Source organism: Streptomyces sp. NPDC059398 (assembly GCF_042751845.1).
GTDB lineage: Bacteria > Actinomycetota > Actinomycetes > Streptomycetales > Streptomycetaceae > Streptomyces.
The window spans coordinates 1-12935 of the sequence record NZ_JBHYWP010000090.1; the positions used below are offsets into that span (position 1 = coordinate 1).

The window sequence follows — 12935 nt, forward strand, 5'->3', positions numbered from 1 at the left end:
GACTACCAGCGCGGACTGATCCGCGAGTTCGCAGGCAGGGCCGACGTCACCGAAGTGCCCTGCCCCGGCCTCGCCGACGCGATCGAGCACGCCGACGAGGCCGCCATCGACCAGGCCGTGGCCGCGGCGTCCGCGCTCACCCCGTCCGGCGTAAGGGCCGTCGTCCTCGGCTGCACCCATTACGAACTGGTCGGCGAGCGGATCGCGGACGCCGTCAGGCGCAAGGGCAGCCCCGGTGCCGAGCTGTACGGCTCGGCCGGGGCGGTGGCCGCCCAGGCACTCCGCCGTACCGGGGCCGGATCCACGTCGGACGGCGCACCTGGCGCCCGCCTGACCGTGCTCCTCAGCGGACGCGAGGGAGCGCTTCCGGCCGCCGCGCTGACCTATCTGGAAGGCCGCCTGCTCCAGGCCGTCAGCCCCGCGCTCTGAGCGCCGCGCCCTCCGCCTGAGCCCCGCCGCCTCCGCGGAAGGTGGGTAGGCTGCTACGCATGAGGGACCACAGCGAGCCCGGCCCCCGGGTCTGGACCGGCCAGGCGACCAACCATGTGCAGTGGCTGCTCTCGTTCGCCGGGGCCGCGTGCCTGGCGCTCGGGATCGAGCTGGCTGTGGACTCCGCCTGGACGGCGGACCGCGCGCCGCTGCTGATGGCCGTGATCGGCTGTGTGCTGGTCGGCCTGCTGATGCTCTACGGCACGCTCGCCTTCGTCCATGTGTCCGTGAAGGTCGACGAGCACTCCTTCGAAGTGCGCTGCGGCTACATCGGTCTGCCGCGCCGCCGCATCCTGCTCGACCACGTGGTGGGCGCCGACTTCGACCCGGCCGTGACCCCGCGCCAGTGGGGCGGCTGGGGATACCGGTGGCGCCCCGAGAAGGGGACCGCCGTGGTGGTCCGCCGCGGGGAGGGCCTGGTCCTGACCCTGGGGGACGGCCGGAGCTTCACCGTCACGGTCGACGACGCGGAGGCGGCCGTACGGATCATCCGCGACCGGCTGCGTCTCTCGCCGGGCTGACGGCCGCCGGGAGCGGCCGGCCGGGTACGGAGGCCGTCCCGCCGGTTGCCGTACGCCCGTCCCCGGCGGCTGACGTACAGCTGGCACCGGTCCACCCCGGCCCCACCCGGCGCGCGCTTCGCCCGGGAGCATCCGTCCGCCGCTTTCCGCTGCCCGCGCTTGCCGTACGCACAGCGCGCCACCGTAGACTCCGCCTGGTGAGCGCCCCCACCACACCCACGGACGAGTCCGAGCGGCTCGCCCCGCCGTCCGCCGAAGAGCCACGCGCACGGCGGCTGGCCCGTCGTCTCGTACGGCCCGTCGCCGCCGCGGCGTCCGGTCTCCTGCTGTACGCCAGCTTCCCGCCGCGGCCTCTGTGGTGGCTGGCGCCCCTCGCCTTCGCCGTGCTGGGGGCGGCCCTGTACGGGCGCCGCGCCCGTACCGGACTCGGCCTCGGCTATCTGGCGGGCCTCGGCTATCTGCTGCCACTCCTGGTCTGGACGGGCGTCGAGGTCGGCCCCGGCCCCTGGCTGGGCCTCGCGGCGGTCGAAGCGCTCTTCATCGCGGTCGCGGGCGCGGGGATCGCGTACGTCTCCCGGCTGCCGCTCGGGCCGCTCTGGGCCGCCGCGGTGTGGATCGCCGTCGAAGCGGCCCGTGCCCGGGTGCCGTTCGGCGGATTCCCCTGGGGGAAGGTGGCCTTCGGACAGCCCGAGGGGGTCTTCCTGCCGCTTGCCGCGGTCGGCGGGACACCACTGCTCGGCTTCGCTGTCGTCCTGTGCGGCTTCGGTCTGGGGGAGCTGGTACGCCGCTGGGCGGATCTGCGGCGTTTCGCGGACCGCGGGATCGTCACCGCGGCCGTCCTCGCCGTCGCGCCGGTCGCGGCCGGATTCGCCGCGCTCCCGCTGGTCAGCACCGGCGCGCAGGACGGGACGGCCACGGTCGCCCTCATCCAGGGGAACGTGCCCCGGATGGGACTCGACTTCGCCACCCAGCGGCGCGCGGTGCTCGACCACCATGTCAAGGAGACGCTGAAGCTGGCCGCCGATGTGAAGGCGGGCCGGGCCGAACAGCCCGACCTGGTGCTCTGGCCGGAGAACTCCTCGGACATCGACCCGTACCTCAACGCCGATGCCTACGACGCGATCGACGAGGCGGCCAAGGCGATCAAGGCGCCCATCTCGGTCGGCGCTGTCGTCACCCCGGACAACGGAGCGGGTTCGCCGCTCAACCAGCAGATCCTCTGGGACCCCAGGAAGGGCCCGGTCGACACGTACAACAAGCGCCAGCTCCAGCCGTTCGGCGAGTACATGCCGTACCGGTCGTTCTTCCGGCTGTTCAGCTCCGACGTGGACCTGGTCCGCAAGGACTTCGTACCCGGGCACAAGGCGGCCGACTTCGACATGGCGGGCACCAGGGTCGGCCCTGTGACCTGCTACGAGGCCGCGTTCGACTGGGCGGTACGGGACCAGGTGCGGGCGGGGGCGCAGATCATCTCCGTACCCAGCAACAACGCCACCTTCGACCGCAGCGAGATGACCTACCAGCAGCTCGCGATGTCGCGGGTGCGGGCCGTCGAGCACAGCAGGGCCGTGATGGTCCCCGTCACCACCGGGGTGAGCGCGGTCATCAGGCCGGACGGTTCGGTTGCGCAGAAGACCAGAATGTTCACCGCCGACGCGCTGGTCGCGGACGTGCCGAAGCGCTCGGCGCAGACCCCGGCCACCCGGATGGGAACGCTCCCCGAGTGGCTGCTCGTGGCGCTCGCCGCGGGCGGCTTCGGCTGGGCGGTCACCCGCTCGGTGCAGCGGCGCAAGGCGTGAGGGAGCGCGGCTGAGCGGCGGGTACCGGACAGGAACCGGTACCCGCCGCGGCATTAGGGTCGGGGCATGGCTACTCCTGACTTCATCCGAGAGATCCGCGCCACCGCCGGCCACCAGCTGCTTCTGCTGCCCGGCGTGAGTGCCATCGTCTTCGACGAGGAGGGGCGGGTGCTGCTGAACCGGCGCGCCGACACCGGCAAGTGGGCGATCATCGGAGGTATCCCGGAGCCGGGCGAGCAGCCCGCCGACACGGCGGTCCGGGAGGTCTACGAGGAGACGGCCGTACGGTGCGTGGTGGAGCGGGTCCTCCTCGTCCAGGCGCTCAAGAAGATCCAGTACCCGAACGGTGACCACTGCCAGTTCATGGACATCAGCCTGCTCTGCCGGGCCACCGGGGGAGCGCCCCGGGTCAATGACGACGAGTCCCTGGACGTCGGCTGGTTCCCGGTCGACGCCCTGCCGGAGCTTGCCGACTTCGCGCTGTCCCGGATCAAGCGGGCCCTCAGCGAAGGCCCGACCTGGTTCGAACCAGCCACTTTCACTCCCGCCGCCGACGCCTGAGGGCGGTCCAGTAACCCCTCGTGCGCCCGCCAGGAACGACGGGACGGCCCTTAGGCTGTGGCCCCATGACTGCGCATTCCGTTCCCGCTCCCGCCCCGCTTGCCCTGGATCTCGCGGGCCGTACCGTACTGGTCACCGGGGCCGCCGGCGGTATCGGTGCCGCCTGTGCGCTCCGCCTCGCCGCGGCCGGGGCCACGGTGCGAGCCGTCGACCTCGACGGGGCGGGGCTCGAAGCGCTGGCGGGCCGGGCCACCGGGCTGCCCGGCGCCGTCGAACCGTACGGGCTCGACCTGACCGACCTCGATGCGGCGGAGCGGGCCGCCGCCGGTACGGACGTCCTCGTCAACAACGCGGGCCTGCAACTCGTGCGGCCGATCGAGGAGTTCCCGCCCGAGGTCTTCCACACCATCCTCACCGTGATGCTGGAAGCCCCCTTCCGGCTGATCAGGGGCGCGCTCCCGCACATGTACGGACAGGGCTGGGGCCGGATCGTCAACCTCTCGTCGGTGCACGGGCTGCGCGCCTCCGCGTACAAGTCCGCCTATGTGTCGGCCAAACACGGTCTTGAAGGGCTCTCGAAGACCGCGGCGCTCGAAGGCGCCCCGCACGGTGTGACCTCGAACTGTGTGAACCCCGGGTATGTCCGTACCCCGCTGGTCGAACGGCAGATCGCCGACCAGGCCGAGGCCCACGGGATCCCGCCCGAGCGGGTGGTCAGCGAGGTGCTGCTGAAGGAGTCGGCGCTCAAGCGTCTCGTCGAACCGGACGAGGTCGCCGAGGCCGTCGCCTACCTCTGCACCCCGCAGGCCGCGTTCGTCACCGGTACGTCGCTCTCGCTCGACGGCGGGTGGAGCGCGCGCTAGGTGTATTGACCCGCGGGGTTGTTGACGCGGCTGATCGGATTGCGTCGGCCGGTCCGCCGGGCGCGGTAACGCCCGTGGGCCGAAGCCGTGGAAGACCGGCCGGATCGCTCCTGCCCGCCGCGGCTCCACGGCTGCGGGCAGCCCCGCCTCGTGCGCAGTCGTGTCAGGACCTCTGAGGGCTCTCAGCCCTCCGGATAGAAGACGAACAGGGTGCAGCCGGTGGTGGTCGACGGCACGTGCCACGATCCGGCCGGGGCGTGCAGGAAGGTGCCGGGGTGGTAGTCGCGTGCACCGTCGTTGAAGGTGCCGGCGACGACGTAGACCTCCTCCGGGCCGGGCTCATGGACATCGCGGGTCGGCCAGGAGGTGCCTGGCTCCATCTCCAGCACGTTGGCTTTGGCGCCGGCCGGTCCCGTCCACAGGGGACGCAGCCGGATCCCGGGGAACAGCTCCCGGACGGGGGATTCGTCGACGGTGACGGAGGTGTAGCCCTCCTGGGCGAGGATCTCAGTGTGCATGCCGGAAACAGTGCCGTGGGCGGGCCGGTACCGGACAGGGCCTCCGCTGACAACGAGGGGTATTTTCATGCCATGCATCGTGTGGTGGCCCTGGTACGTCCGGTGCAGTCGACGTTCGAACTCGGCTGCGCCGTGGAGATCTTCGGAACGGAGCGGCCCGGGGTGCCGCAGCACTACGCGTTCGAGGTGTGTACGGAGACACCCGGGCCGGTACCGACCACCGCCGGGTACGCGATGTCCGTCACCCGGGACCTGTCGGCACTCCGGGCAGCGGACACCGTGATCATCCCGGGCTGGCTGCCGGTTGAGGAGCCGCTGTCCGGCCCTGTGCACCAGGCGCTGCTGCAGGCACACGCACGAGGAGCGCGGCTGGTGACGATCTGCTCGGGTGTGTTCGCGCTGGCCCGCACGGGTCTCCTTGACGGCCGCTCGGCGACCACGCACTGGGCGCGGGCCGAACAGCTGCGGCGTGAGTTCCCCCAGGTGCGGGTGGAGCCGGGCATGCTCTACGTGGATCACGGCGACGTCGCCACCAGCGCCGGAGCCGGTGCGGGGTTCGACCTGTGTCTGCATCTGGTCCGGAACGACCACGGGGCCGCGTACGCAGCCCTGCTCGCGCGGCACATGGTGCTGCCGCCGCATCGCGAGGGCGGCGAGGCGCGGCACGCGCCCCCGCCGCCGCCCGGGGACGCGCTCGACGGCCTGCTCGGATGGGCCGACGAACACCTCGGGAAACCTCTGTCGGTGGACGATCTGGCCGCTCACCTCGGTGTCTCGTACCGCACCCTGGTCCGGCGCTTCACCGACCGGCTCGGCACAAGTCCGGGCGCCTGGCTGCTCTCCCGGCGGGTGGCCGCGGCCCGCACCCTGCTGGAGGAGACGGACCTGCCGGTCGAGGCGGTCGCGGCCCGGGTCGGCCTCACATCGGCGGTCAACCTCCGCCGCCGCTTCCTCGCCCGGACGGGAACGACCCCCGGCGCCTACCGGCGGGCTTTCCGGGTTCCGTGACCCCGCCCGTCAGCTCCCGGCCCGGCCCCGGCCGTGGCCGGACTCCCGGGTGACATGGGCGCGCGCACCGGCCTCAAGCCGGGACTGGAGCGTGAAGAACAGCTCGGCGGCCCGGATGCCCACCCAGTGGTCCGGGAGCAGCTCCGCCGGGAGGCCCGGATCGAGGTAGGGGAGCTGCCGCCAGTCGGTCAGTACACGTACGTAGTCCACGAAGGCGTCCCGCTCGGCCGCGCCGGGATCCGCCCCGGGATCAGCTCCGGATCCCGCCCCGGAGTCCGTTTCCGCCCCGGCGCCGGTCGGCAGGCGGTCCAGTACCCGGGCATGCTTCCGTACGAACTCGCCGTACAGGGACTCCAGTTGGTCCAGGTCCCACCACTCACGGACCTTCTCGTCCAGCGGGCCGAACGCCAGGTGGTCTGCACGGAAGAGATCCGCGTAGCCGTCCAGGTCCAGCCGGCGCAGCATCTCGGCCGTGGCGCCGTACAGATGGGCCGGAGCGATGTAGACGCCCGCCGAGGCCGTGCCGAACCCGAGCCGGGTCAGCCGGGAACGCATCAGATGCCGCTTGCTGCGCTCGGACTCCGGTACGGAGAAGACCGCCAGCAGCCACCCGTCGTCCGGTGTCGCGCGCTCCCTGCGGAAGATCCGGCGGTCGCCCTCCCGCAGGACCGCGAGGCCCTCATCGGAGAGGGCGTACCCCGCCGAGCCGTTCCGCCGTTCGGACCGCAGGAGGCCCCGCCGTTTCAGCCGGGAGATCGACGACCGTACGGCGGGAGCCTCGATACCCAGGTCCGCGAGGAGCCCGATCAGGGTGGCCACCGAGAGCCAGCCGCCGCCTCCGGACTCCGCGTGAGCGCCGGTCTCCGAGTCCAGGCCGGCCCTTGAGTACAGGCCGTACACCGTCACGATGAACTGGCGTGGCTGCGCGGAACCGGCTGCGGGCTCCCCCTGCGCGGGTTCATCCGCCTCTGCTGCGATCGTCACCCGGGGAGGTTACCAACGAGGCCGGTCAGAGGCCGTGCCGCCGGTCGCCCAGTACGCGCGTGCAGACCTCCCGCTCCATCGCCGCGGAGAACGCCGGCTCGGCGGCGGGGAACGCCGGCTCCGCGGCCTGCTCGCCCGCCCGCTGTCCGGTGCCTCCGGGCGCCAGGCCGGGGGCCCGGCGGGCGTCGACCGCGTGCCGGGTGTCCTCGGTGATCAGGTCGGTGTTGATCGCCGCCGCCGCGCGCATTCCGGCGGCTGCCGAGCCGATCACGTTCTCGGTCAGGGAGGTGACATTGCCCGCCACCCACACACCGGGCACCCCCGTGGCCCCGGCCGGATCAGCGGCGATGTACGAGCCGATCACCTGCCCCGCCATCTCCTGCTCGGTGACTTCCAGCCCCAGACCGGAGAGGAACCCGGCGCGGGCGGTGAAGCGGGGTGCCACCACCAGGGCCTGACGGCTGATCACCCGGCCGCCGGCCAGGACCACTCCGGTGAGCCGGTCGGCCGTCACTTCCACTCCGGTGACCTCGCCGTCCACCACGCCGATGCCACGCGCGGCCAACTGCTCGTACTCCTCGTCGGTCGGCTCCGGCGCCGTGTGCAGGAACAGCGTGATGTCGGCGCTCCACTGACGCCACATCAGTGCCTGGTGCACCGCCATGGGACCACTCGCGAGGATCCCGATGGGCCGGTCGCGGACCGCCCACCCGTGGCAGTAGGGGCAGTGCAGCACTTCACGGCCCCAGCGGTCGGCGAGCCCCGGCACGGCGGGCAGCTCGTCGGTCAGCCCGGTGGTCACAAGGAGGCGCCCGGCCGTCACCTCCGACCCGTCGGCGAGCCCGAGCCGGAAATCTCCCGCGGGCCGGTGCCCGGCGGTCAGGACCCTGCCCTCCAGGATCCGTCCGCCGTGTTCCCGCACTTCCGCACGTCCCCGCGTCAGTAGTTCGGCCGGTGAGATCCCCTCGTTGGAGAGGTAGTTGTGGACATGGGAGGCCGGTGCGTTGCGTGGCTGCCCGGCGTCGATCACCAGCACGGAGCGCCGCGCCTGGGCGAGGGCGAGCGCCCCGCTGAGCCCGGCGGCGCCACCGCCGACCACCACGACATCGAAATCCGGCCGACCCGGTGCACCAGGGATGTTCTGTGTTGTTTCGTCACTCATGTGCGTTACCTCCATCTGTGCAAGATGGTCCACCAGTGCCGTTCCGTTTGACAAAATCCATTGCCGAGATGGCAAATAAGAAGGGCCCGGGGACAGGACGGGCGGAAGGAGCGGAACATGGCCGAAAGCATGACGGGCGACGACCTGGAATCCGCGCTCACGGCGGTGGGCCCCAGGCTGCGGGCGCTGCGCCGGGAGCGCGACCTCACCCTCGGCCGGCTGGCCGAGGAGACGGGGATCTCGGTCTCCACGCTGTCGCGTCTGGAGTCAGGAGGGCGCAAACCCACGCTGGAGCTGCTGCTGCCGCTGGCGAAGACGTACGGGGTACAGCTGGACGAGCTGGTCGACGCCCCGCCGACCGGTGACCCGCGCGTCCATCCGCGCCCGGTCCACCGGTACGGAATGACCTTCATCCCGCTGACCCGGCACCTCGGAGGACTGCAGGCGTACAAGCAGATCATCCCGGCCGGGCGGCGGACCGCCGACCAGCTCGAACCCCGGGTGCATGAGGGGTACGAATGGCTGTACGTCCTGTCCGGGCGGCTCCGGCTGGTCCTGGGCGAGCATGAACTGGTCCTCACCGCGGGCGAGGTGGCGGAGTTCGACACCCGCACGCCGCACGCCTGGGCCGCCGCAGGCCCGGAGCCCGTGGAGTTCCTCAGCCTCTTCGGCCAGCAGGGGGAGCGGATGCACGTGCGCGCGCGTCCGTCCGGAAAGCGGCGGGCCGCCGACGAGGAGCCGGGCGGGCGGTGACTGCGGCGGGGCGGGTGATCCCGAGGCCCTCCGGGGACAGTGAGGACGCCACCACCCCGTCCCGCTGATCCACCGCGGGTCTACGATGTCGTTCTTCCGCGTGCTGCTGCGTCAGGAGGCCGGTGTGCCGGACCGCAAGACCGTACCCAGCGAGCCCGTACGCCGTCCGCGCCGGGCGCTGGTCATCGGCGGTGCGGCACTGGCCGCCGCGCTGGCGCTCGCGGGCGCCGGAGCCGCCGGACTGCTCAGCGGCGGCGGCCACTCCGCCGCCGCGCACTCCGACGGCCTGCCGCACACCGCCGTCGACGCTTCGGCGGGCAGCTGCGGTACGGGCTGGAGCGACCCGCGCCCCGGCACCCAGGTCTTCGATGTGCACAACACGTCGACCACCCCCGTCGAGGTGTATCTGAAGGACGCGAAGAGCGGCGCGGTCTACGGCGAGGTGGAGGGGCTCGGTCCCGGCACCACCCGGGCGCTGCGGGCGACCATCGCGGCCGGCTCCTACGCCTTCGGCTGCTTCCCCGACGACGCCGCATCCGTCACCGGGCCCACCGTGCGGGTGCCGGGTACCGGCAGCGGCGGCGGGCCCGCGGCCGTGCCCGTCAGCCAGCACGATCTGATCCCGCCGACCCTGAGCTACCAGAAGTGGGTCACCGGCCGGATGGGCACCCTCCTCGGCGACACCCGTGAGCTCGGCACCGCGATCCGCTCCGGCGACCCGGCACGGGCCAGGAAGGCCTGGCTCACGGCGCACCTCGACTACGAGCGGCTGGGCGCCGCCTACGGCACGTTCGGCGACGCCGACGCGGCGATCAACGGAACCACCGCGGGGCTGTCGGGCGGCGTCCACGACCGGGACTTCACCGGCTTCCACCGCATCGAGTACGGGCTGTGGCACGGCGAGTCCACCCCCGCTCTGCGGCCGTTCGCCGACCGGCTGGTCAAGGATGTGGGGGAGTTGCGTACGGCATGGGGGCAGGCCCGGATGGACCCGCTCGACCTCGGGCTGCGGGCGCACGAAATCCTGGAGAACACCGTGCAGTTCGAGCTGACGGGCCGCACCGACTACGGCAGCGGCAGCAGTCTCGCGACGGCCCGCGCCAATCTCGACGGCACCCGGGTGGTCCTGTCCCGGCTGCGCTCGGTGCTCACCGGCAGGTACCCGCGGCTGAAGGAGCTGGACGGTGAACTCGACCGCACCCAGGCGGTGCTGGACGGACAGGAGCACGACGGGCACTGGACCCCGCCCGCCCGGCTCGGCCGCGCCCGGCGCGAGCAGGTGAACGCGGCTCTGAGCGGACTGGTGGAGCGGCTGGCGGACATCGCGGCGCTCTGCGACGTACGACGGTCGTCCTGACGGCCCCTCCTGGTACGGCTCCTGACGGGCCGTCCTCGCCAAGCACGCTGCTCAACAGTTTGTTTGCTCAATTTTGTTTTCCCACCGGATGCCAGATGTTCACTCCCGTGTCATGGTGTTGCATCGTGTCAGCATATTGAGAGGTGCATGACAGGGTGCACCGTCGGACGTGGAAGGCGGAACCGCATGGGCAGCAAGGGCAGAGGAGCGGGCGCGCGACGCTGGGGAGCGCTGGCCGGCGCCGCCGCGCTGACCGTACTCGGCGGCGCCGCGCCCGCCTGGGCGGCGGCGCCCGCCACAGCGCATCACGGGAGTGCCACGGCGACACCCGTCAAACACCTGGTGGTGCTCTTCGACGAGAACATCTCGTTCGACCACTACTTCGCGACCTACCCGCACGCCGCGAACACCGACGGCACGAAGTTCACCCCGTCCCCGCGCACCCCGCACGACATCGACAACCTCCGTACGGCCGGGCTGCTCGACAAGAACCCCAACCAGTACCTGCCCAAGCGGCTCACCCCCGACCAGGCCATGACCTGCGACCAGAACCACTCGTACGGCCCCGAGCAGTACGCGTACAACGCGGGCAAGGCCGACAAGTTCGTCCAGAACACCGACTCGGGAAAGTGCTCGGGCAACCTCTTCGGTGAACCCGGCCTGGCGATGGACTACTACGACGGCAACACCGTCACCGCCCTGTGGAACTACGCCCAGCACTACGCGCTCAACGACAACTCCTTCGGCTCGGCGTACGGCCCTTCGACACCGGGCGCCATCGAGCTGGTCTCCGGCCAGACCCATGGTGTGGTCTCCACCGACCCCGCCTCGTCCACCGAGCATCCGAAGCGGACCGACAAGCCGGACCCGGCCGCGGTCGCGTCGCCGGACGCGCACGGCGTCGGCACCATGATCACCGACCCGGACCCGGCCTACGACGACTGCTCGGGCAACGACCACACCAGCAAGTCCTCCCTCGCCGAGCTGGGCGGCAAGAACATCGGCGACCGCCTCAACGCGAAGCACGTCAGCTGGGGATGGTTCCAGGGCGGCTTCCGGCCGAGCACCCCGTGGGACGGCACATCGGACCACCTCGCCAAGTGCGGGGGCACCACGCACGCCAACGTCGGCGGTGAGCAGGTCGTGGACTACAGCCCCCACCACGACCCCTTCCAGTACTACCGGTCGACGGCGAACCCGCACCACGTGGCGCCCAAGTCGGTCGCCGAGATCGGTCACGCCGGACAGGCCAACCACAACTACGACCTGACGGACTTCGACGCCGCCCTCAAGTCGGGCCACCTGCCGTCGGTGAGCTTCCTCAAGGCCCCCTCCTACCAGGACGGGCACGCCGGATACTCCGACCCCGCTGATGAACAGGACTTCCTGATCGGCCAGATCAACAAGATCCAGCAGGCCCCGCAGTGGAAGGACACCGCGGTCGTCCTCGCCTACGACGACTCGGACGGCTGGTACGACCACGTGTACGCCAAGCCGAGCAACGGCTCCCGGGACACGAGCAAGCAGACGAACGGCAGGACGGTGGACTCACCGGCCTGCCGGAAGGGCCCGAAGGCCGCGGGCGGCTATGCCGACCGGTGCGGGCCCGGCGCCCGGCAGCCGCTGATGGTCATCTCGCCGTTCGGCAAGGTCAACAAGATCGACCACACCCGGACCGAGCAGACCTCCATCATCAAGTTCGTCGAGGAGAACTGGCACACCGAACGCATCGGGGACCACTCCTTCGACACCCGGGCCGGATCGCTGGCCGGCATGCTCGACTTCCGGCACCCCAACGGCAAGCAGGTGCTCCTGAACAAGGACGGCTCCGTCAAGTCGGCCGGCCCGATCAGGCCGGTGGCACCGGTCGCCGCCGAGATCACCGACCCGCAGCGGCAGAACGTCGCCCTCCAGGACCTCTCCGGCAGCGGAGGATCCCAGCCCGGTCTGCTGACCGCGGGCGTGCTGGCGGCCGTGGTCGTCGGAGGTGCGGGCGTGACCCTGGCGGTGCGCCGCCGTACCGGACGGGGCGCGGCCTGAGCCGTACGGAAGGGACGCCGGGGACCGGGCCGTCGCGGCCAGGTCCCCGGCGTCAGTCCGTACGGGAGGGCTTTCCCCACCCGCGCGCGTCCTCAGGTGGAGGCGGCCGGGCCCACCTGGGTCCGCAGCTTCGAGATGTCCACCGCCTGGTCGGGCGAGGGTGTGCTCGACGGCACCGGTTTGTCGAAGCCGGAGAACCCCACGGTCGCCAGGGTGGTCCGGTCCTTGGCCTTCACCGAGACCTGCACCGGATAGGGCTTGCCGTGCGTCGCCACGTACAGGGTCTCCAGCCGGCCGCCGCGCTCCGCGCTGACCGGGACGACCTCGGTTCCATGGATCTTCGTGACTTTCCCCTTGGTCAGCGGGGCGCCGCCGGAGGTACCCGACTCGGTGCTGGTCTTGAGGAACGAGTCCAGGTCGCAGACGTTCGCGAGGCCCTGCAGCGGCGGACTCTGCGACGACCCGGTCAGATAGCGGCCGTGCAGAACCGACCGGGCCGCGTCGCCTCCGGGTACCTGGTTCTTCCAGAAGGCGGCGTCCGGTTTGATCCAGACCTTGCCGCCCCGCTTGATGATCTGGACGGAGCCCTGTCCGCCCAGACTCACCGAGCCCCGGCAGTTGGCCTGCCGGTCGAGGGTGAGGTCCATGGTGGTGGGGGTGCCCCTGGAACCGAAGCGCCCGTGGACGCTGATGTGCAGCGATGAGGTCCCGTAGAGGGCGTCATGTGCCTTGTTGGCGATCTCCTGGGCCGGCAGCGACCCTGTCCCGCCGTCCGCCACGGCTGAGCTGCCCGCAGCGATCGTCAGAACGACTGCTGCCGCGCCCGCCGCCAGTGGCCTGGCCATGCGGTGTCCTGTCAACGTCGCCTCCTGAGATGTGC

The 12935-nt window shown here is 71.7% G+C and carries 12 protein-coding genes and 1 pseudogene; 9 read left to right on the top strand and 4 right to left on the bottom strand.

Annotated features, from left to right (window positions below):
• The 5 genes and pseudogenes from ACFXBC_RS26785 to ACFXBC_RS26805 all read left to right on the top strand — a co-directional run.
• Positions 1 to 429, top strand: a pseudogene (locus tag ACFXBC_RS26785) (glutamate racemase); the annotation flags it as partial.
• A gap of 59 nt (positions 430 to 488) precedes the next feature.
• Positions 489 to 1010, top strand: a complete 522-nt coding sequence (locus ACFXBC_RS26790; protein ID WP_385029589.1) for a hypothetical protein — start codon at positions 489 to 491, stop codon at positions 1008 to 1010.
• 197 nt (positions 1011 to 1207) lie between these two features.
• Positions 1208 to 2809, top strand: coding sequence for an apolipoprotein N-acyltransferase (lnt, locus tag ACFXBC_RS26795; RefSeq protein WP_385029592.1), 1602 nt, complete (start codon positions 1208 to 1210; stop codon positions 2807 to 2809).
• Between the two features lie 66 nt (positions 2810 to 2875).
• Positions 2876 to 3370: an NUDIX domain-containing protein gene (locus ACFXBC_RS26800; protein ID WP_385029595.1), complete on the top strand. Its 495-nt coding sequence runs from the start codon at positions 2876 to 2878 to the stop codon at positions 3368 to 3370.
• 65 nt (positions 3371 to 3435) lie between these two features.
• A complete protein-coding gene (locus ACFXBC_RS26805; RefSeq protein ID WP_385029598.1) occupies positions 3436 to 4233 on the top strand; it encodes a 3-hydroxybutyrate dehydrogenase in 798 nt (265 codons plus the stop codon).
• A 182-nt stretch (positions 4234 to 4415) separates the two neighbouring features.
• Here ACFXBC_RS26805 and ACFXBC_RS26810 read toward each other — a convergent pair whose 3' ends face one another.
• Positions 4416 to 4751: a cupin domain-containing protein gene (locus ACFXBC_RS26810; protein ID WP_385029601.1), complete on the bottom strand. Its 336-nt coding sequence runs from the start codon at positions 4749 to 4751 to the stop codon at positions 4416 to 4418.
• Between the two features lie 72 nt (positions 4752 to 4823).
• On the opposite strand from ACFXBC_RS26810, the gene ACFXBC_RS26815 reads away from it, so the two are divergent.
• Positions 4824 to 5759, top strand: coding sequence for a GlxA family transcriptional regulator (locus tag ACFXBC_RS26815; protein WP_385029604.1), 936 nt, complete (start codon positions 4824 to 4826; stop codon positions 5757 to 5759).
• A gap of 9 nt (positions 5760 to 5768) precedes the next feature.
• Here the strand turns inward: ACFXBC_RS26815 and ACFXBC_RS26820 are convergent, their stop codons facing one another.
• Together ACFXBC_RS26820 and ACFXBC_RS26825 are read right to left on the bottom strand one after the other, a co-directional pair.
• Complete coding sequence (locus ACFXBC_RS26820) at positions 5769 to 6737, bottom strand: PaaX family transcriptional regulator C-terminal domain-containing protein (protein WP_385029667.1); 969 nt, start codon at positions 6735 to 6737, stop codon at positions 5769 to 5771.
• A gap of 31 nt (positions 6738 to 6768) precedes the next feature.
• On the bottom strand, positions 6769 to 7905 hold the full coding sequence (locus ACFXBC_RS26825; RefSeq protein ID WP_385029607.1) for an NAD(P)/FAD-dependent oxidoreductase: 1137 nt from the start codon (positions 7903 to 7905) through the stop codon (positions 6769 to 6771).
• A 129-nt stretch (positions 7906 to 8034) separates the two neighbouring features.
• Here ACFXBC_RS26825 and ACFXBC_RS26830 point away from each other — a divergent pair, with 129 nt between their 5' ends.
• The 3 genes from ACFXBC_RS26830 to ACFXBC_RS26840 all read left to right on the top strand — a co-directional run bounded on the left by ACFXBC_RS26830 (position 8035) and on the right by ACFXBC_RS26840 (position 12055).
• Entirely contained in the window at positions 8035 to 8658 is a 624-nt protein-coding gene (locus tag ACFXBC_RS26830) for a helix-turn-helix domain-containing protein (RefSeq protein ID WP_385029670.1), read from the top strand.
• An 85-nt stretch (positions 8659 to 8743) separates the two neighbouring features.
• Positions 8744 to 10015 carry an EfeM/EfeO family lipoprotein gene (locus tag ACFXBC_RS26835; protein WP_385029610.1) on the top strand — a complete coding sequence of 424 codons (1272 nt, stop codon included), beginning with the start codon at positions 8744 to 8746 and terminating at the stop codon, positions 10013 to 10015.
• Positions 10016 to 10201: 186 nt separating this feature from the next.
• Positions 10202 to 12055: a phospholipase C gene (locus tag ACFXBC_RS26840; RefSeq protein ID WP_385029613.1), complete on the top strand. Its 1854-nt coding sequence runs from the start codon at positions 10202 to 10204 to the stop codon at positions 12053 to 12055.
• Positions 12056 to 12147: 92 nt separating this feature from the next.
• Here ACFXBC_RS26840 and ACFXBC_RS26845 read toward each other — a convergent pair whose 3' ends face one another.
• Entirely contained in the window at positions 12148 to 12900 is a 753-nt protein-coding gene (locus ACFXBC_RS26845) for a hypothetical protein (protein WP_385029616.1), read from the bottom strand.
• Positions 12901 to 12935: the final 35 nt, after the last annotated feature.

Coding starts and splice junctions, on each gene's coding strand:
- ACFXBC_RS26830 (WP_385029670.1), top strand. CDS start 8,035: ATGACGGGCGACGACCTGGAATCCGCGCTCACGGCGGTGGGCCCCAGG.
- ACFXBC_RS26815 (WP_385029604.1), top strand. CDS start 4,824: ATGCATCGTGTGGTGGCCCTGGTACGTCCGGTGCAGTCGACGTTCGAA.
- ACFXBC_RS26845 (WP_385029616.1), bottom strand. CDS start 12,900: ATGGCCAGGCCACTGGCGGCGGGCGCGGCAGCAGTCGTTCTGACGATC.
- ACFXBC_RS26805 (WP_385029598.1), top strand. CDS start 3,436: ATGACTGCGCATTCCGTTCCCGCTCCCGCCCCGCTTGCCCTGGATCTC.
- ACFXBC_RS26800 (WP_385029595.1), top strand. CDS start 2,876: ATGGCTACTCCTGACTTCATCCGAGAGATCCGCGCCACCGCCGGCCAC.
- ACFXBC_RS26840 (WP_385029613.1), top strand. CDS start 10,202: ATGGGCAGCAAGGGCAGAGGAGCGGGCGCGCGACGCTGGGGAGCGCTG.
- ACFXBC_RS26810 (WP_385029601.1), bottom strand. CDS start 4,751: ATGCACACTGAGATCCTCGCCCAGGAGGGCTACACCTCCGTCACCGTC.
- ACFXBC_RS26835 (WP_385029610.1), top strand. CDS start 8,744: ATGTCGTTCTTCCGCGTGCTGCTGCGTCAGGAGGCCGGTGTGCCGGAC.
- ACFXBC_RS26825 (WP_385029607.1), bottom strand. CDS start 7,905: ATGAGTGACGAAACAACACAGAACATCCCTGGTGCACCGGGTCGGCCG.
- ACFXBC_RS26790 (WP_385029589.1), top strand. CDS start 489: ATGAGGGACCACAGCGAGCCCGGCCCCCGGGTCTGGACCGGCCAGGCG.